General features: G+C 67.4%; 18 protein-coding genes and 1 pseudogene. 9 read left to right on the top strand and 10 right to left on the bottom strand.

What is annotated here, in order from left to right; translation table 11 throughout:
- Positions 1-39 precede the first annotated feature (39 nt).
- Entirely contained in the window at positions 40-342 is a 303-nt protein-coding gene (locus BN1186_RS14305; RefSeq protein WP_040284612.1) for a hypothetical protein, read from the top strand.
- Here the strand turns inward: BN1186_RS14305 and BN1186_RS14300 are convergent.
- Positions 332-538: a hypothetical protein gene (locus BN1186_RS14300; RefSeq protein WP_040284611.1), complete on the bottom strand. Its 207-nt coding sequence runs from the start codon at positions 536-538 to the stop codon at positions 332-334. The genes BN1186_RS14305 and BN1186_RS14300 overlap by 11 nt on opposite strands.
- 12 nt (positions 539-550) lie before the next feature.
- Positions 551-1,222, bottom strand: coding sequence for a DUF3043 domain-containing protein (locus tag BN1186_RS14295; RefSeq protein ID WP_052460204.1), 672 nt, complete (start codon positions 1,220-1,222; stop codon positions 551-553).
- A gap of 155 nt (positions 1,223-1,377) precedes the next feature.
- Here BN1186_RS14295 and BN1186_RS14290 point away from each other — a divergent pair, with 155 nt between their 5' ends.
- The 8 genes and pseudogenes from BN1186_RS14290 to BN1186_RS14255 all read left to right on the top strand — a co-directional run.
- On the top strand, positions 1,378-2,205 hold the full coding sequence (locus BN1186_RS14290; RefSeq protein WP_040284610.1) for a PspA/IM30 family protein: 828 nt from the start codon (positions 1,378-1,380) through the stop codon (positions 2,203-2,205).
- Positions 2,202-2,537, top strand: a complete 336-nt coding sequence (gene pspAA / locus BN1186_RS14285; protein ID WP_074437047.1) for a PspA-associated protein PspAA — start codon at positions 2,202-2,204, stop codon at positions 2,535-2,537. The genes BN1186_RS14290 and pspAA overlap by 4 nt, the downstream gene beginning before the upstream one ends.
- Positions 2,534-3,433: a glycerate kinase gene (locus tag BN1186_RS14280; RefSeq protein ID WP_040284609.1), complete on the top strand. Its 900-nt coding sequence runs from the start codon at positions 2,534-2,536 to the stop codon at positions 3,431-3,433. Before pspAA ends, BN1186_RS14280 begins: the two co-directional genes overlap by 4 nt.
- A 100-nt stretch (positions 3,434-3,533) precedes the next feature.
- Positions 3,534-3,878 carry a HesB/IscA family protein gene (locus BN1186_RS14275; RefSeq protein ID WP_139651135.1) on the top strand — a complete coding sequence of 115 codons (345 nt, stop codon included), beginning with the start codon at positions 3,534-3,536 and terminating at the stop codon, positions 3,876-3,878.
- A gap of 163 nt (positions 3,879-4,041) precedes the next feature.
- Complete coding sequence (gene ctaC, locus BN1186_RS14270; protein WP_484421943.1) at positions 4,042-4,896, top strand: aa3-type cytochrome oxidase subunit II; 855 nt, start codon at positions 4,042-4,044, stop codon at positions 4,894-4,896.
- Between the two features lie 86 nt (positions 4,897-4,982).
- Complete coding sequence (gene ctaD / locus BN1186_RS14265; RefSeq protein WP_139651164.1) at positions 4,983-6,620, top strand: aa3-type cytochrome oxidase subunit I; 1,638 nt, start codon at positions 4,983-4,985, stop codon at positions 6,618-6,620.
- Complete coding sequence (gene ctaF, locus BN1186_RS14260; protein WP_040284607.1) at positions 6,617-7,015, top strand: aa3-type cytochrome oxidase subunit IV; 399 nt, start codon at positions 6,617-6,619, stop codon at positions 7,013-7,015. The genes ctaD and ctaF overlap by 4 nt, the downstream gene beginning before the upstream one ends.
- Positions 7,016-7,326: 311 nt before the next feature.
- Positions 7,327-7,673, top strand: a pseudogene (locus BN1186_RS14255) (cbb3-type cytochrome c oxidase subunit I); the annotation flags it as partial.
- 48 nt (positions 7,674-7,721) lie between these two features.
- On the opposite strand, the gene BN1186_RS14250 reads toward BN1186_RS14255, so the two are convergent.
- The 8 genes from BN1186_RS14250 to qcrC all read right to left on the bottom strand — a co-directional run bounded on the left by BN1186_RS14250 (position 7,722) and on the right by qcrC (position 16,927).
- Positions 7,722-8,879, bottom strand: a complete 1,158-nt coding sequence (locus BN1186_RS14250; protein WP_040284606.1) for an ABC transporter permease — start codon at positions 8,877-8,879, stop codon at positions 7,722-7,724.
- Positions 8,876-9,793 (bottom strand): ABC transporter ATP-binding protein, encoded by a 918-nt coding sequence (locus BN1186_RS14245; RefSeq protein WP_425471516.1) that lies wholly within the window; start codon positions 9,791-9,793, stop codon positions 8,876-8,878. The genes BN1186_RS14250 and BN1186_RS14245 overlap by 4 nt, the downstream gene beginning before the upstream one ends.
- Positions 9,794-9,810: 17 nt before the next feature.
- Entirely contained in the window at positions 9,811-10,488 is a 678-nt protein-coding gene (locus tag BN1186_RS14240; RefSeq protein WP_218975497.1) for a response regulator, read from the bottom strand.
- Positions 10,488-11,747, bottom strand: a complete 1,260-nt coding sequence (locus BN1186_RS14235) for a sensor histidine kinase (RefSeq protein WP_040284603.1) — start codon at positions 11,745-11,747, stop codon at positions 10,488-10,490. Before BN1186_RS14235 ends, BN1186_RS14240 begins: the two co-directional genes overlap by 1 nt.
- A 44-nt stretch (positions 11,748-11,791) precedes the next feature.
- The gene (locus BN1186_RS14230; RefSeq protein ID WP_040284602.1) at positions 11,792-13,252 is read right to left on the bottom strand and encodes a GuaB1 family IMP dehydrogenase-related protein; all 1,461 of its coding nucleotides are present in this window, start codon (positions 13,250-13,252) and stop codon (positions 11,792-11,794) included.
- Between the two features lie 92 nt (positions 13,253-13,344).
- On the bottom strand, positions 13,345-15,048 hold the full coding sequence (qcrB, locus tag BN1186_RS14225) for a cytochrome bc1 complex cytochrome b subunit (protein WP_040284601.1): 1,704 nt from the start codon (positions 15,046-15,048) through the stop codon (positions 13,345-13,347).
- On the bottom strand, positions 15,048-16,142 hold the full coding sequence (gene qcrA / locus BN1186_RS14220; RefSeq protein ID WP_139651162.1) for a cytochrome bc1 complex Rieske iron-sulfur subunit: 1,095 nt from the start codon (positions 16,140-16,142) through the stop codon (positions 15,048-15,050). The genes qcrB and qcrA overlap by 1 nt, the downstream gene beginning before the upstream one ends.
- Positions 16,109-16,927 carry a cytochrome bc1 complex diheme cytochrome c subunit gene (gene qcrC, locus BN1186_RS14215; RefSeq protein ID WP_040284599.1) on the bottom strand — a complete coding sequence of 273 codons (819 nt, stop codon included), beginning with the start codon at positions 16,925-16,927 and terminating at the stop codon, positions 16,109-16,111. The genes qcrA and qcrC overlap by 34 nt, the downstream gene beginning before the upstream one ends.
- Between the last annotated feature and the right edge of the window lie 23 nt (positions 16,928-16,950).

Raw genomic sequence — 16,950 nt, 5'->3', positions numbered from 1 at the left:
AAGGGGGAGATCCGGCCCCGGGCTGCTACGTTGTGCGCCATGAAACGTGCTGGGCTGTGGGCCTTCATCGTGGCCGGGATCGCCGTCGTGGCCTGGGGCGTGGCGTCCTGGGTGTCGCCGACGATGATGTGCCGGGGTGTGGAGATGGGCCCGGGCGACACCTGCGAATACTCCAGCCGCACCAACGAGCACACCGGTCGCGTGCAGACCTATGAGGACCGTGTGGCCGAAGCGCGCAGCCAGGTTCCCTTCGCGGTCGCCGCGGGTCTCGGCATGGCCGGCTTCGGGGTGTGGCTGCTGCGTCGCGACGCGGTCGCTGACGAAGTGCCGGTCAGGGGTTGAGCGACATGGGGCCGTACACGAGGCGGTCCTCCTCGTAGAGGCTCACCTCCGTGACACCCTGCTCCAGGAGTTCGTCGAAGAACAGCGTCAGCCAGTCCTCGGCCGCGCCCTGATCCTCGAAGCTCTGCACCAGTCCTGCTGCGGACAGCGAGGATTGCGCATACGTGCCTGCCACGGGCTGCCAGCGGTAGCTCATGGAATGCTCCGATCAGATGGGCTCGCCGCGGCGGACGCGGGGGCCGGGGTGGCGGAAGCGGCGGATCATCAGCGAGCGGTTGAACATGTAGATCAGCAGGCCCCGCGTCGGCTCGTTCGGGTGGCGTTCGGCGAGCAGTTTCTTGTAGCCGCGCCACATGATCGCCACGTTGATGATCGTGATCAGCAGCAGCACCCACAGCCCCATGGCGATGTAGCTGGAGAGCACGGGATTGCTCATGGTGGCCATCACGGCGGCCATCACCAGGATCATCGCGGGCAGCATGAACTCCGCGACCGTCCAGCGTGTGTCCACGTAGTCGCGCACCAACTGGCGGGCGGGGGAGTTCTCCGTGCGCTCCCAGTTCTCCATGCGCTCCTGTTGACGGGCGCGGGCATCAGCCTTGCGCTGCTGCTTCGGGGTGAGGCTGGGGTGCAGGCGCTCCATGCGCGCTGCCTCGGCCTGCCGACGGCTGGGGGTGGGGGTGTCCTTCTTCCGTGGGACCTTGATCTTCTGCGGGGCGGTGGTCCCGGTAGCCGCGGCTGGCTCGGCGGCGGCTTCCACCTCGGTGGCTCCCGCTCGCTTCTCCGCCTTGGCGGCGGCTTTGGCGCCCTTGGGGGTGAGCGTCGACATGTGATCTGTCGACGTCGTCTGCTTGCGCTCGTACGGGCGGAAGAGGGCCACTGTGCAGGTCCTTCTGGATCGGAGGGGTTCAGCGGCCCATCATACCGGGCGGCGACGTGGGTTCAGGGTCGGCTCAGGGGCCGGTCGGGCTGTCAACGCTCCGGATGCGCGCTAACCTCGGGGGTGAACACCGCACGTTCCTGGAAGGACACCCCGTGGCCAGCATTTTTGAACGCATCGCTCTGGTCTTCCGGTCGAAGGCCGACAAGGCACTCGACAAGTACGAAGACCCCCGTGAGACGCTCGACTACTCGTATCAGAAGCAACTCGAACTCCTGCAGAACGTGCGGCGCGGCGTTGCTGACGTCGCGACGAGCCGCAAGCGTGTCGAGCTGCAGGCATCCAAGCTCAACTCCGAGGTCGAGCGGCTCCAGTCGGCCGCCCAGCGTGCCCTCGAGTCCAACCGCGAGGATCTCGCCCGTGAGGCCCTGACCCGTAAGGCCGGCCTGCAGCAACAACTCACCGATCTCCAGGCCCAGCACGCGCAGCTGCAGGGCGAGGAGGAGAAGCTGGTGCGCGCCAGCTCGCGCCTGCAGGCCAAGGTCGACGCCTTCCGCACCCGCAAGGAGACCATCAAGGCCACCTACTCGGCCGCCGAGGCACAGACCCGCATCAACGAGGCTTTCACGGGTATCTCGGAGGAGATGAGCGATGTCGGCCTGGCGATCCAGCGGGCAGAGGACAAGACGCTGCAGCTGCAGGCCCGCGCCTCCGCCGTCGACGAACTGCTCGCCACCGGCGCCCTTGACGACGCCACCGGCACCTACAAGGACGACATCACCCGCGAACTCGACGCTCTGGCGTCGGATTCCACGGTGGAGAACGAACTCGCGGCGATGAAGGCACAGCTCACCGGCGGCCCGGCCGCAGCGCGTCCCGAGCTACAGGCAGGTTCTGAAGGTGCCCAGCCGGCGCCTGAGGCCGGCCAGCAGCAGGCAGCCGAGGGCTACCAGGCCGGTCAGGGTGAGGAGCCGCGCTCATGATCGTGCGCATCATGGGACACGGTCAGTGGGTGCTCGAGCCCGAGCACCTCATCGAGCTCAACGAGCTGGACCGCAAGCTCGAGGAGGCCGCCGAGGCGGGGGACCAGGGGGCGCTCACCGCAGCGCTGAACGGGCTGAGTGAGGGCGTGCGCAGGCTCGGCGTGGAGGTGCCCGACGACGTGATCGTGGAGTCGGATCTGGTGCTCCCGGACATGGACGCCAGCATCGAAGAAGTCCGCGAACTGCTGGAATCCACCAGCGAGTACTACGGCATCATCCCGGATGCCGACGAGGAACTGGCCGAGGGCGACGAGGAGTCGACGGCTCTGTGAGAGTCGTCGTCGCCACCGACGTGATCGCCGGGCTCAGCCCACAGGCTGCGTCGGAGACCATCGGCCACGCCTTCGCGTCCCGCGACGCCCAGGTAGTCGTCGTACCACTCGGGGTCGACGGCGATCAGTTGGCCTCAGCCGTCGGTACCGCCGCCCCAGACGCAGTGTTCGTCGCGCCCCGCACGGGGCCCGACCTGGGCGCGGTGCTGGCGGGACACAGAGACGAGCGGCCCCTCGTCGTCGACCTGACGCACTGTGCCATCGACGACCTCGGCCGCAGTGCGCTGGCCGCCTTCGGGGAGGAGCCGGCCCCCGCCCTCGCCTCCGGGCAGGGGGCGTGGCGCGGCAGATCCCTGGTGGCGCTGGTGCCGCAGGAACAGGCGGCCCGCCCCCTGACCGGGCTCGAGGGGCACGCCTCGACGGAGATGCGGGCCGCCGGTGCCACCCTCCAGGAGATCCTCGAATTCGACGCGGACGCCGAGCGCTGGGCCCAAGGCCTCAGCGTCGAGCCCGGACCCGGCGCGGGCGCGGCAGGCGGAGCGGGATTGATCATCGCCGCCCTCGGCGGGCGCGTCGTGGACCCGTTGACCTGGCTCGCCGACAGCTACCGCCTCAATGACACCATCGCCAAGGCGGACCTGGTGGTCACCGGTGCCGAGTTGCTCGAATTCCACGAAGTGGGAGGGCCCGTGGTCAAGCGGGTCATCGGCTGGGCGGAGGAGCAGTTGCGCCCCGTCATCGCCATCGCAGGGCGGAACTTCGTCTCGGCGCGTGAGCTGCGCACCGCGGGCCTGGAGAACGCCTATCCACTGCGCGAACGCGTGGGGGAGGAGCCCTCCACACCGGAGGAACTGGCCCGCGTGGCCGAGCGGGTCGCCACCTCCTGGACCTGGTAGTTCGCCCACAGCCGAGGAGCCGGACGGACACCCCTCTGGGGTTTCGCCCAACTCCGGCGTAGAATCGCCGGGACCACTGATCAACCTTTGGAGATTTGCCGTGACCGATACTCAGACCACCCAGGGCGTCATCCTCACCGATGTCGCCGTGCAGAAGGTGCGCTCCCTGCTCGACGCGGAAGGCCGCGACGATCTGTCGCTGCGCATCGCCGTGCAGCCGGGTGGGTGCTCCGGCCTGCGCTACCAGCTGTACTTCGACGACCGCTCGCTCGACGGTGACATCGTCACCGACTACGACGGCGTTCAGGTCGTCACCGACAAGATGAGCGCCCCGTACCTCGGCGGGGCCAGCATCGACTTCATGGACACGATTGAGCAGCAGGGCTTCACCATCGACAACCCCAACGCCGGCGGATCCTGCGCCTGCGGCGATTCGTTCCACTGATCGCACCGCCACCGTCGCGCCGGAGTCGCGCGATTCTACGCCACCCCGTGGGAGACAGCTCACCCGGGGTGGCCTTTTTACGTTAAGGTGGGCGCAGCAGTACACGGCCCATGCCCTCCGAAGGGGTGCGAGGGTCGGCAACGGTAGAACGGAAGGGCAACTAGTGAGTGGCAAAACTGCGCCGTCGAGACGGTGGGTCCGTGGTCTCCTGGCAGCTGGACTCCCGCTGGTGCTGGTCACACTGACCGCATGCTCCGGCCAGGGCGCCAGGCTGGGCCTTCCTGAAGCCGCCACAGAGCAGGCACCGGCGATGGGTAACCTCTGGATCGGCGCGTGGATCGCGTCGTTCGCCGTCGGTGGCCTGGTGTGGGGCCTGATCATCTGGTCCATCATCCGGTACCGCCGTCGCGAGGGCGACGCCCCGGCACCCCGGCAGACCACCTATCACCTGCCGCTGGAACTTCTGTACACCCTTGTGCCGTTCCTCATCGTCGGAGTTCTGTTCTTCTACACGGTGAAGGCGCAGGACACCATGATCGAACAGGACGCCGAGCCTGACGTCGTGATCAACGTGATCGGTCAGAAGTGGTCGTGGACCTTCAACTACATGGAGGAGGACAACCCGGACATCGGCACCAACGCGCATGAGATCGGCACGCTGGAGCGCATCCCGGATCTGTACCTCCCCGTCAACAAGCGGGTCCGGTTCAACCTGAACTCGGCCGACGTCATCCACTCGTTCTGGATCCCGTCGTTCTACTTCAAGCTGGACGTCATCCCCGGCCATGACAACTCCTTCGACGCCACGCCCAACCGCTTGGGCACCTACGACGGCAAGTGCGCCGAGCTCTGCGGCGAGTTCCACGCCCTGATGCTGTTCAAGGTGCACGTGGTCTCCGAAGAGGAGTACGAAGCCAAAGTCCGCGAGCTGGCCGAGGGCGGTAACGCCGGCGAGCGCAAGCTCGAGGAAGCAATGCAGGCCGTCTTGCAGACCGCAGCACCTGAGGAGCAGCAGTGAGTAGCGCCACAGTCACCCAACGCACCACCACTGAGACGGAAGCGCGGCCCGTGACGGCCGAGTCGCACCGGCTCGGTTCGCAGATCATGAAGTACTTCAACACCACCGATCACAAGGTGATCGGCAACATGTACTTCGTCACGGCGTTCTTCTTCTTCCTGCTGGGCGGCGTGCTCGCCCTCGGCATCCGGGCGGAGTTGGCCAGCCCTGGCATGGACTACATGAACTACGAGACGTTCAACCAGTTCTTCACCATGCACGGCACCATCATGCTGCTGATGTTCGCCACCCCCATGTTCTCCGGCTTCGCCAACGCGATCCTGCCGCTGCAACTGGGCGCCCCCGACGTGGCGTTCCCCCGCATGAACGGCTACGCCTTCTGGCTGTATGTCTTCGGCTCGGTGATGGCCTGCACCGGCTTCATCATGCCCGGCGGTGCGGCCAGCTTCGGCTGGTTCGCCTACGCGCCGCTGTCCAACTCGATCCACTCGCCCGGCATGGGCCACGACCTGTGGATCATGGGGCTCTACCTGCTGGGCCTCTCCTCGATCCTCGGCGCGGTGAACTTCATCACCACCATCATCACGATGCGCGCCCCCGGCATGACCATGTTCCGCATGCCGATCTTCTGCTGGAACATCCTGGTCACCTCGCTGATGATCATCATCGCCTTCCCCGTGCTCGCCGTCGGCCTGCTCGTGCTCGAGTCGGATCGCGTGCTCGGCTCGGTGGTGCTGGACCCCTCGACTGGTGGCCCCATCCTGTGGCAGCACCTGTTCTGGTTCTTCGGGCACCCCGAGGTCTACGTCATTGCTCTGCCGTTCTTCGGCGTCATCACCGAGGTGCTCAGCGCCTTCAGCCGCAAGCCGGTCTTCGGCTACTACGGCCTGGTGTTCGCCACCCTCGCGATCGGCGCTCTGTCAGTGTCGGTGTGGGCCCACCACATGTTCGTCACCGGCGCGGTCAACCTGCCGTTCTTCGCCTTCATGACGTTCCTCATCGCGGTGCCCACGGGCGTGAAGTTCTTCAACTGGGTGGGCACGATCTGGCGGGGATCGTTGACGTTGAACACGTCGATGACGTTCGCCATCGGCTTCCTGGTCACGTTCCTCTTCGGCGGCCTGACCGGCATCATCCTGGCCGCCCCTGCCCTGGACTTCCAGGTGTCCGACACCTACTTCGTCGTGGCGCACTTCCACTACGTGCTCTTCGGCACAGTGGTGTTCGCGATGTTCGCGGGGTTCTACTACTGGTGGCCCAAGTTCACCGGCCGGATGCTCGACGAGACGTGGGGTAAGGTCCACTTCTGGACGATCTTCATCGGCTTCCACCTGACGTTCCTGGTGCAGCACTGGCTCGGCGTGGCGGGCATGCAGCGCCGCATCGCCGATTACGGCGCGTGGGAGGGCTTCACGCTCCTCAACCAGGTCTCCACGTTCGGCGCGTTCCTGCTGGGCGTCTCGATGCTCCCGTTCTTCTGGAACATGTGGATCACCCGCAACTCGCCCAAGGTCACGGTCAACGACCCGTGGGGTTGGGGCCGCTCGCTGGAGTGGGCCACGTCCTGCCCGCCTCCGCGCCACAACTTCGACTCGCTGCCGCGCGTGCGTTCCATCAGCCCTGCGCTGGACCTCGCCCGTCCCGAGTTGGCCACCCATCACCTCGATGATCCGGGCGAACTGCTCGACGACGAGACCTCTGAGCTGGAAGGGGCCGCAAAGTGAAGCCTGAGAAGTATTCGTTCTGGTTCATCTTCGTCTTCTTCGGGATTGTCACGCCCATCTACTACTTCGTCTCGGGCGAGATTGCGGGAACCTTCGTGCTGGGCGCCACCGGCGTGCTGGGCGGCTTCATCGCCGGCTTCCTGACGCTGCAGGCCCGCAGCTTCGACCCCCGCCCGGAAGACCGGGAGGACGCCGAGGTGGTCGAGGGTGCCGGGGACATGGGCTTCTTCGCCCCGAAGTCCATCTGGCCCTTCTGGGGCGCCGTCGTGACCGCAGGCCTCTTCCTCGGCCCCGCACTGCACCAGGCGTGGATCACCATCCTGTTCCTCGGCATCGGCATCTGGGCCTGCTCCGGCTGGGTGCTCGAGTTCTACCGCGGCGACTACAAGCACTGATCCGTTGACTGCACGCGAAGACCCGCCCTTCGGGGCGGGTCTTTCGTCTGCTATTCCCATTGTGTGAACGGAGGCGTGCCCTGAGGGCCTGTCCGGCAGTCGTCTGGCAGATCTCAGCCTCTGAGGAGCAGCTGTGAGTAGCGCCAGGATCACCGAACGCATCACACCTACTACCCAGGTGCCGTCCGCGGCCAGGGCCGCGGAGGAGACGCACCGTCTCGGCGCCCGGATCAAGTACCTCACGACCACCGATCACAAGGTGATCGGCAACATGTACTTCGTCACCGTCTTCTGTTTCTTCCTGCTGGGGCGGCGTGCTCGCCTGCGCGCCGCTGTCCAACTCGATCCACTCGCCCGGCATGGGTCACGTCTGTGGATCATGGGGCGCTACCTGCTGGGGCTGTCGCCGATCCTTGGTTCGGTGAACGTCATCACCACCATCATCAGGATGCGTGCTCCCGGCCTGACGATGTTCCGGATGCCGATCTTCTGCTGGAACATCGTGGTCACCTCGCTGATGGTCAGCGCCTTCAGCCGCAAGCCCGTCTTCGGCTACTACGGCCTGGTCCTCGCCACCCTCGCGATCGGCGTGCTGTCGATCTCGGTGTGGGCCCACCACATGTTCGCCACCGGCGCCGTGAACCTGCTCTTCTTCGCCTTGAGCCCGCCCCCGGGGAGGGGAGCGGGCTCCGGTCGCGCAGCCAGGTCAGGCGGCCTTCTTGAAGGCGTCCTTCCAGGACAGCACCCTGCCGGTCTGCAGGAGGCCGCGGCGGTAGATCTTCGAGCCGAACCAGACCGCTACGGCCATGAAGGCCATGGCCACCGCGAGGGCGATCAGTGCGTCGACCCAGGAGGAGTCGCCGCTGAGGAGACGCCCGGGCATCTGGACGGTGGAGGCGATCGGCACGTAGCTCAGGACCTTTGCGAGGGTGCCGGTGGCGAAGAATCCCGCCATGTAGACCAGCATCACGATCATCATCAGCGGGGTGGTGGTCTGGCTGAGGTCCTGCATCCGCGTGGCCAGTGCGCCTGCGGCGGCCCACAGACACGCCAGGGACGCGAAGCCCACCAGGAAGAACACGACGAACCAGCCGGCGACGGGGGCGATCATGCCCACGAAGCCACTCCACTCGGACAGCGAAAGCCCCACGAGCGCGACGGTGGCGATCAGGATCACCTGGGCCAGCGCGAGGATCGTGTTGCCGACGATCTTGCCGATCAGCAGATGCCGCGCCGGGATGGCCGCGGCCAGGATCTCGACGATGCGGGATTCCTTCTCCGTCACCACGGAGTTGGCGATCTGCATCCCGTAGGTGATCGCGGACATCAGGAACAACACCGCGAATGCCATGGTCGCGATGATCACAGCCACGGCGCGACCTTCGTCGCTGCCGAGGGTCACCAGGGCCAGCTCCGTGCCCGTCTGCAACTCGGCGACGTCGATATTGTGTTCAGCCGCGTTGAGACCCATCTGGTACTTCTCGACGACCGGCGCGAGGTTCGGGGCGTCCATCATGTCCTTGACCGTCAGCTGCCAGCCGTCGGTCTCGCTGTGGGAGAGGGCCGCTACCGCGTCCTCGTTCTCGACGGCGCCCTGCAACTCGTCTTCAGCCACCTGCAGCGGCTCGATGTTGAGGCCGTCCTCCTGCCCCAACACGATCACCTGTGCGGCGTCATCCGTAGCGACGGCGACCTTGTCGGGGTCGCCGCTGCCGCCGCCGAAGAATCCGCCGAACACGAAGCCGAGCGCCACGAGGCCCAGCGTGGTTAGCGTGCCGATCCAGAAGGCCTTGTCCGTGACCTGGACCAGGATCTCGCGCTTGGCGACGATCAGCCAGGGGGGAGTGGTGGTGCGGTTCTTCATCGGGTGACCTCCCGGTAGTAGTCGCTGAGGGGCCGCACGATGGGCCCGAAGGAATGGACGGCGCCGCGCTGCATGGCCTCGGCCAGCACGCGCTGGGCGACCGTGCCGTCGGCGAAGGCGACCTCTGCGTTGGGGCCGTCGAGGTCGATGACGGTCACGCCGCTCTCGCCACGGAGCCACCCCAGGTCGGTGTCCGACTGGATCTGGTGATGCGTGGGGCCGGCGCTGCGGAGCTCGTCGACGGTGCCGGCGGCCACCACCTCGCCCTTGCGGAGGATCACGATCTGATGGCAGAGACGCTCCACCAGCTCGAGCTGGTGGGAGGAGAACAGGACCGGCACGCCGCGCTTGGTGAACTCCGTCAGGAGCGCGAACATCTCGTCGACCGCCTCCGGGTCCAACCCACTGAACGGCTCGTCGAGGATGAGGGCGGTGGGGGAGGCGATCACCGCGCCGGCGATCTGCACCCGCTGCTGGTTGCCCAGCGACAGCGTCTCCAGCTTGTGCTTCAACCTGTCGCCCAGGTTGAAGCGCTCCAGCAGTTCCCTGGCGGCCTGCTTCGCGTCCTGCGGGGCCATGCCGTGCAGCTCACCCAGGTAGGCGAGCTGCGCCTGGATGGGCTGCTTGGGGTAGAGGCCGCGCTCCTCCGGCATGTAGCCGAACTCGGCGCGGTCCTTGGCGGTCAGGGGGCGACCGTCCCACAGCACCTCCCCGGAGGTGGGGGCCAGGACGCCCATGATGATGCGCATGGTGGTGGTCTTGCCCGCGCCATTGCCTCCGACGAAGCCGGTGAACCGGCCATCAGGCACGCGGAACGACACGTCGTTGAGCGCGGTCAGGTCACCGAACCGACGGATGACGGAGTTGATTTCAAGCATGACTCCAGCATGCCCGGCCGGCGGGGCGTCGCACATCGCCCGCCGGGTGGAAATCAGCGCTCCGGGGCTCCGCCTTTCGGATGAGATCCGGCCAGGCCGTGCTGGAACGCGAAGATGACCGCCTGCACCCTGTCGCGCACGCCGAGCTTCGACAGGCAGCTCGACACGTGGGTCTTCACGGTGGCCTCGCTGACGTACAGGTCCTGCGCGATCTCCGCGTTGCTCAGCCCGCTTGCCATGGCGGTGAGCACATCGAGTTCGCGCTGCGTCAACCGCTCGACGGCGGGGTGGGGCGCGCTGAGCGCAGGCTGGCCGCCGCCGTGCACAGCTTGCTCGATGACGCGGCGTGTGACCTCGGGCGCCAGCAGCGCGCCGCCGTCGGCGACGGTGCGGATGGCCTCGAGGAGCCGTTCCGGTTCGCAGTTCTTCAACAGAAAGCCGGCCGCACCGGCGTCGAGGGCCTCGAAGAGATAGTCGTCGCGGTCGAACGTCGTCAGGATGATCACCTGCGACTCGCCGGCGGCACGGATGGCGCGGGTCGCGTCCAGCCCGTTCATGCGGGGCATCTCGATGTCCATCAGCATGATGTCGGGATTCGCCGAGGCAGCTAGGTCGATCGCCGCGGCGCCATCGGCGGCCTCACCCACGAGGTCGATGTCGTCCTCCACACCCAGCATGAGCGAGAACGCCCGGCGCACGAGCGCCTGATCATCGACGATGGCGACACGGATCATGAGGCGGTGGCCTTTCGGGGTAGCCGGACGTGGACGCGGTAACCGCGGGAGGGGCGTGGCCCCAGCTCGATGGTGCCACCGAGCGCGCTCACGCGCTCGCGCATCCGCACGTGGCCGAGGCCAGACCCCGAGGCGTTGGCCACGGGCAGGCCGTTGTCGGTGACCTCGAGCTCGGCGTCGTCACCGAGCCGCACGACGACGCGGGCGTGGTCCGCCGTCGAGTGCCGCCGGACGTTGGTGAGGGCCTCCTGGGCGATGCGCAGCAGCGTGCTGCCCTGCGTGGGGGTGAGACCATCTGCGAGGCTCGCGTCGCCGACAAGTTCGTAGGTGACCTGGAACCCGTCGGTGGAGGCGTCCTCACAGAGCGCCTCCAACGCCTGCAGGGAGCCGCCGACATCCTCGCTCGAGGGGACGTCACGCAACGAGCCCAGCAGGCTTCGTAGCTCCGAGACTGCGCTGCGTGACATGTCCTCGACCGCCACGAGCGCCTCCGTGGCGAGATCAGGTTTGGCAGCCATGGCCCGCCGCGCCGCAGCAGTCTGAATGCCGATGAGGGAGATGTGGTGGGCCACCGAGTCATGCAGGTCGCGGGCGATCCGCAACCGCTCAGCCAGCACCGCCTGCTGCGCCAGCTGCCCGGCCTGCGCCTGGACCAGAGCTTGGGATTCGGCGAGGCGGGCGGCGTCGCGAGCCTGGCGCCAGGCGTTGGCGCCCAGCCACATGGCGGCCCCGAAGTAGGCCGCGTTGAGCAGGACGGTGGCCAGGTAGTACCACCCGTTGGGTTGGAACTCGCCGGGCGTGGTGGCGCGGGCGTAGGAATCGGCCAGCACCAGCCACACCGTCATCGCCAGGAGGATCGCGCCCACAACCAGCGCGAGCACGTCTCGTCGCTTCGCATACGCCATGGCCGTGTACAGGCCCAGGAAGTACATCACCTGCATGCTCATGAACGAGGCGATCAGCGGCCAGATGGTGCCAGCGGCGATGAAGTGCACGCCCGTGAGCAGCACCATGGAGAGCAACGGGTAGACGCGGCGGTATGCGAGCAGCACCACGGCGATCAGGATGGCGCCCAGGTTGGGCCACACGTCCACGTGCTCGGCGAGCTCCTCCACGTCGGCGTACGCCAGGACGAGGGCAGCGGTGATCAGACCCAGCAGCGCGGCCACCCCGAGGTCGGTGATCGACGGGTGGCGAGGGGTGGGCCGGACGAAGTCGTTGTCGAGACCGAAGAAGCCGCGTAGCGCATCCACCATGGCCCAGAGTCTAGGCGGCGCTCAGCACTCGGCGGGTGGCCGTCCTACCAGCTGCGGTCGAGCGGGCGGCCCTCCTCGTAGCCGGAGCCGCTCTGCACACCGACGACTGCGCGCTCGGCGAACTCGGCCAGGCTGCGGGCTCCCGCGTAGGTGCAGGAGGAGCGCACGCCGCTGGTGATCCAGTCCATGAGGTCCTCCACGCCGGGGCGCCTGGGGTCGAGGTACATCCGCGACGTGGAGATGCCCTCCTCGAACATGGCGGCCCGGGCGCGGTCGAACGCGGACTGCTCGCGGGTGCGGTTGCGTACGGCGCGGGCGGAGGCCATCCCGAAGGACTCCTTGTACATCTTGCCCTCGAAGTCGACGAGGTGGTCACCGGTCGACTCGTGGGTCCCGGCGAACCAGGACCCGATCATCACGGACCCGGCGCCTGCGGCCAGGGCGAGGGCGACATCGCGCGGGTGGCGGACACCGCCGTCGGCCCAGATGGACTTGCCGTGCTCCTGCGCGGCTGCGGCGCACTCCAGGACGGCGGAGAACTGCGGGCGGCCCACACCCGTCTGCATGCGGGTGGTGCACATGGCGCCGGGCCCGACGCCCACCTTGAGGATGTCCGCCCCGGCCTCGATGAGGTCGTGGCAGCCGTCGGCGGTGACCACGTTGCCGGCGACGATGAGGATCCGGCGGCCGGTCTCAGCCTCGTAGCGGTCGCGCTCCTCGCGGGCGAGGCTCAGCGCGCTGATCATCTTCTCCTGGTGGCCGTGCGCCGTGTCCATCACCAGCACGTCGGCGCGTCCCTCCAGGGCGGCGCGCACCTTGGCGGCGATGTCGCCGTTGATGCCGACGGCGACGCCCGCGCGCAGCTTGCCCTCGTGATCGACGGCGGGGGAGTAGATGCCGGAGCGCAGGGCGCCCTTCGGCGTCATCACGCCGATGAGACGCTCGTCGGAATCCACGGCCAGGGCGACCTTCTGGTGCTCATCGGTCAACGCATCGAACACCTCGGAAGGTGAGGCCTCAGCCGAGACGACGGCGAGATCCGTGGTCATCACGTCCCGGGCCTGAGCGAACCGGTCAGATTCCTCGGCCGCTGATGGGTGCACGACGCCGAGCACCTTGCGGTTCTCGTCGATCACGACGGCGACCCCGTGGGCGCGCTTCGGGATGAGCTGCAGCGTCATGCCGACGGTGGTGTCCAGTGACACGGTCACCGCAGTGTCGAACACGACGTGGGAGTCCTTCACCTTGCGGATGGACTCAGCCACCACGTCCGAAGGAATGTCCTGCGGGAAGATGGCCAGACCACCGCGGCGGGCCATGGTCTCAGCCATCCGGCGGCCGGCGACCGCCGTCATGTTGGCGGCTACCAGGGGGGTGGGGGTCGCCAACCCATCGGTGGAGGTGAGGTCGACATCCGACCGGGAACTCACACCGGAGCGGCTGGGCACCATGAACACGTCGTTGTAGGTCAGGTCGTGGGAAGGTTCACCATTGAGAAAGCGCACGTGTGGGGAGTTTACCTGGGCGCGCTCCGGTAACAGAATCGGCGCCGCACCCTTGAAAGGTGCGGCGCCGATCAGGTCACGGACGGCTCGGCTCAGTGGCGGGGCGCGTCCTCGATGGCCGGGGCGTCGTCGTGATCGTCGTGGTCACCGTGATGGTGCGCCGCCTCGATCTCCGCCGCCGTGGGCTTGGCGATCTCGTGGCCGAGGTACCAGCGCGACAGGCGCGAACGCAGGTTGCTGATGCCTCCCTTGCGGGCGACACCGGAGGCGTCGGTGTCCCCACCCGCCACCAGTGGCTGATGTTGCAGGTGCTGCGTCAGCGTGAACTGCTCATCGGCCGGGACAGGAACGTGGGCCTCGGAATAGCCGCCCACGGGGGAGCGGACGATCACGCCGTCCTCGGAGCCGTGCAGGGCCCGCTCGCGGTCAGCGCGCTGCAGTGACAGGCAGATGCGCTTGGTGATGATGAACGCGATGATGGGGCCGATGAACACGGCGAACCGCAGGAAGATCGTGATGCCGTTGAGGCTCATCCCGAAGCGGGTGGCGATGATGTCGTTGGAGCCGCCCAGCCAGAACAGGCCGTAGGCCGTCATGCCTGCCACGCCCAGCGCGGTGCGCGCGGGGGCGTTGCGCGGACGGTCCAGGAGGTGGTGTTCGCGGTTGTCTCCGGTCAGCCACCGTTCGATGAACGGCCACACGCCAAGTGCAGTGAACAGCAGGCCCATCATGCCCACCCCTGGGACGAACACGGCCCACGTCCACGTGGTGCCACCCCAGTGCGACTCCCAGAACGGCGGGATCAGGCGCAGCGCTCCTTCGACGAAGCCCATATACCAGTCGGGCTGAGAACCGGCGGTCACCTTCGCGGGGTCGTACGGTCCGTACGTCCACACGGGGTTGATCTGGAACAGACCGCCCATCAGCACCAGGAAGCCGAACACCACGAAGAAGAAGCCGCCGGCCTTGGCCATGTAGACGGGGAACAGCGGGTAGCCCACCACGTTGTTCTCAGTGCGGCCGGGGCCGGGGTACTGCGTGTGCTTGTGGTACACCACGAGCGCCAGGTGTGCCGAGATCAGGCCCAGCAGGAGGCCTGGGATCAGCAGGATGTGCGCCATGTAGAGACGAGAGATGATCAGGCTGCCGGGGAACTCACCGCCGAAGACGAAGAACTCCACCCAGGTGCCCACCAGCGGGATCGAGCGGATCAGGCCGTCGACGAAGCGCAGGCCGGTACCGGACAGCAGGTCATCGGGCAGGGAGTAGCCGGTGAAGCCGGCCATCAGCGACATGGTGAGCAGGCCCACGCCGATGAGCCAGTTGATCTCACGCGGCTTGCGGAAGGCGCCGGTGAAGAACACGCGCAGCATGTGCACGGTCGCGGAGGCAACGAACAGCAGTGCGGCCCAGTGGTGCATCTGGCGCACCAGGAGGCCGCCGCGCACGTCGAAGGAGATCTCCAGCGTGGAGGCGAAGGCCTCCGAGATGGGCATGCCCTTCATGAGCTGGTAGGAGCCGTCGTAATGGATCTCCGCCATCGAGGGCTTGAACCAGATGGTCAGGAAGATGCCGGTGAGCAGCAGGACTATGAACGAGTACAGCGCGATCTCGCCGAGCAGGAACGACCAGTGGTCGGGGAACACCTTGCGCAGGCCGAAGCGGCCGATCTTGTTGAGACCGACGCGCTCGTCGGCCCAGGTGACGATGCCGGGCTGGGTGCCGCTCTTCTCGCTGGGAGCCTCCTGGGCCTCGACCGCGGGCGACGTGTCGACGACGCTGGTGGGCTTGGCCATCACTGGTCTCCATCCTTGAAGTCATTGCGCGAATCGCGCTCGAAGTAGCTCGGGCCGACGGGCACGGGGAAGTCGCTGGTGGCGATCAGATAGCCCTCGTCGTCGACAGAGATCGGCAGCTGCGGCAGTGCGCGGGCGGCGGGGCCGAACACCACAACGCCGCTGTTGCCGAGGTCGAACGTCGACTGGTGGCACGGGCAGAGGAGGTGGTGCGTCTGGCGCTCCCACAGCGAGATGGGGCAGCCGACGTGGGTGCAGATCTTCGAGTAGGCGAGGATGCCGGAGACCTGCCAGTCCGCCCGCGACGGGGGAATGGTGATCGAATTGGGATCCATCCGCACCACGACGATGGCGGCCTTGGCCTTGGCCTGGTGGGCCTCCACGCCGTGCAGTTCCTGCAGGTTGGCGGGCTGGGCGTTGACCAGCTGACCGACCTCGAGGTGCTCGGGGCGCAGTTCCACCCAGTTCTCGTCGTTGACGAGGCGCACCTGGTTGGCCCAGATCGTCTTCTCGATGGTCTGCTCGCGGACGCGACGGGTGGGGTGGGGGCCCATATCGGTCAGTAGCACGACGGCGGGCACGAGCGAGATACCGAGCGCGCCGCCGAGGGCGCCCAAGATCAGCGGGCGGCGCTTGACCGCGGACTGCTCCACACCGTCGGCGAACAACTGGGACGCCACCGCGCGGTCCTCATCCGAGGAGGCCGCGGTGTGGCGGTACTCGACGGATTCCTCGTCGCCCATCAGCACACGGGCCCACTGGATCACGGCGATGCCGATCAACAGCACGGCCAGGCCTGCGGTGACGCCGAGGCCCACGTTCATGGCGCTGGCCTGCAACCACCCGAAATCGATGTAGGCGTTGCGCGGCACGGCGAAGTAGATCACCACGAAGGCGATCGCCAGCACCGGCACCGCGGCCAGCATCAGCAGGATGGCGCGGTAGGCGCGATTGCCCGCACCCTCGTCGACGTCGGTGAAGCGCTCGACGTGCTCCTCGAGGCCGGGGTTGGCCACGCTGTGACCCAGATCCGGGTCTTTCACCGGCAGATTGTCGTGGCTCATCGTGCGCGAGCCCCCTTCCGTGCGATCCAGAGGGCGACGATGGACAAGCCGCCGATACCGATGATGAAAATCCACCAACCCTCAGCAACCGGGCCGGCGTCACCCATGGTGAGGCCGCCGTAGTTGGGCTGCGACTCCGCAGCGTCGAGGTAGGCGATGATCTCGCTGACGCTCTCATCCGTGAGGACGTCCTTGGAGAACATCGGCATCTGCTGCGGCCCGGTGCGCACCGCTTCGTAGATGTGCACGGGGGCGGTCTTGGTGAGGTTGGGGGCGTAGCGGCCCTCCGGCATGGCGCCACCGCCGCCGACGATGCCGTGGCAGGCGGAGCAGTTGGCGCGGAAGAGGGCGCCGCCGCGAGCGATCGCGAGGGCCTTATCGTCATCACTCAGGTTGAGGGCGTCGAGGGAGTACTGGGACTCCTCGGGGATGGCGGGGCCTGCACCCATGGAGTCGACGAACGCGGCCACCGCTTCGATCTGCTCCTGGGTGTAGTTGACCTTGCGGGCCGGGATCTGGGCCTCGAGGCGGGCGGCGGGCATGCGCCCGGTGCCCATCTGGAAGTCGACCGAGGCCGCACCGACGCCGATCAGCGTGGGGCCCTGCGTGGTGCCTTCGCCGCCGAGGCCGTGGCACGACGAGCAGGTGGTCATGTAGATGTCCTTGCCCTGCTCGATCTGCAGGGTGGTCTCGGTCTCCGCGGAGGAACGCTGTGGGCTCACCACGGAGTAGCTGAGGCCGACGACGAGGAGGGCCAAGATCAGCAGCAGGGGCCGCGCCGCGGCATGCCGCCTGAGGTTGGTGGATTTCTTCACTGAATGAAACTCCCGGTCTCGGT

It is taken from the genome of Tessaracoccus massiliensis, from assembly GCF_000826065.2.
In the GTDB taxonomy this organism is placed as follows: Bacteria; Actinomycetota; Actinomycetes; order Propionibacteriales; family Propionibacteriaceae; genus Arachnia; species Arachnia massiliensis_A.
Note: the sequence above shows the minus strand (reverse complement) of the source record. Positions and strands in the feature narration are given on the sequence as shown.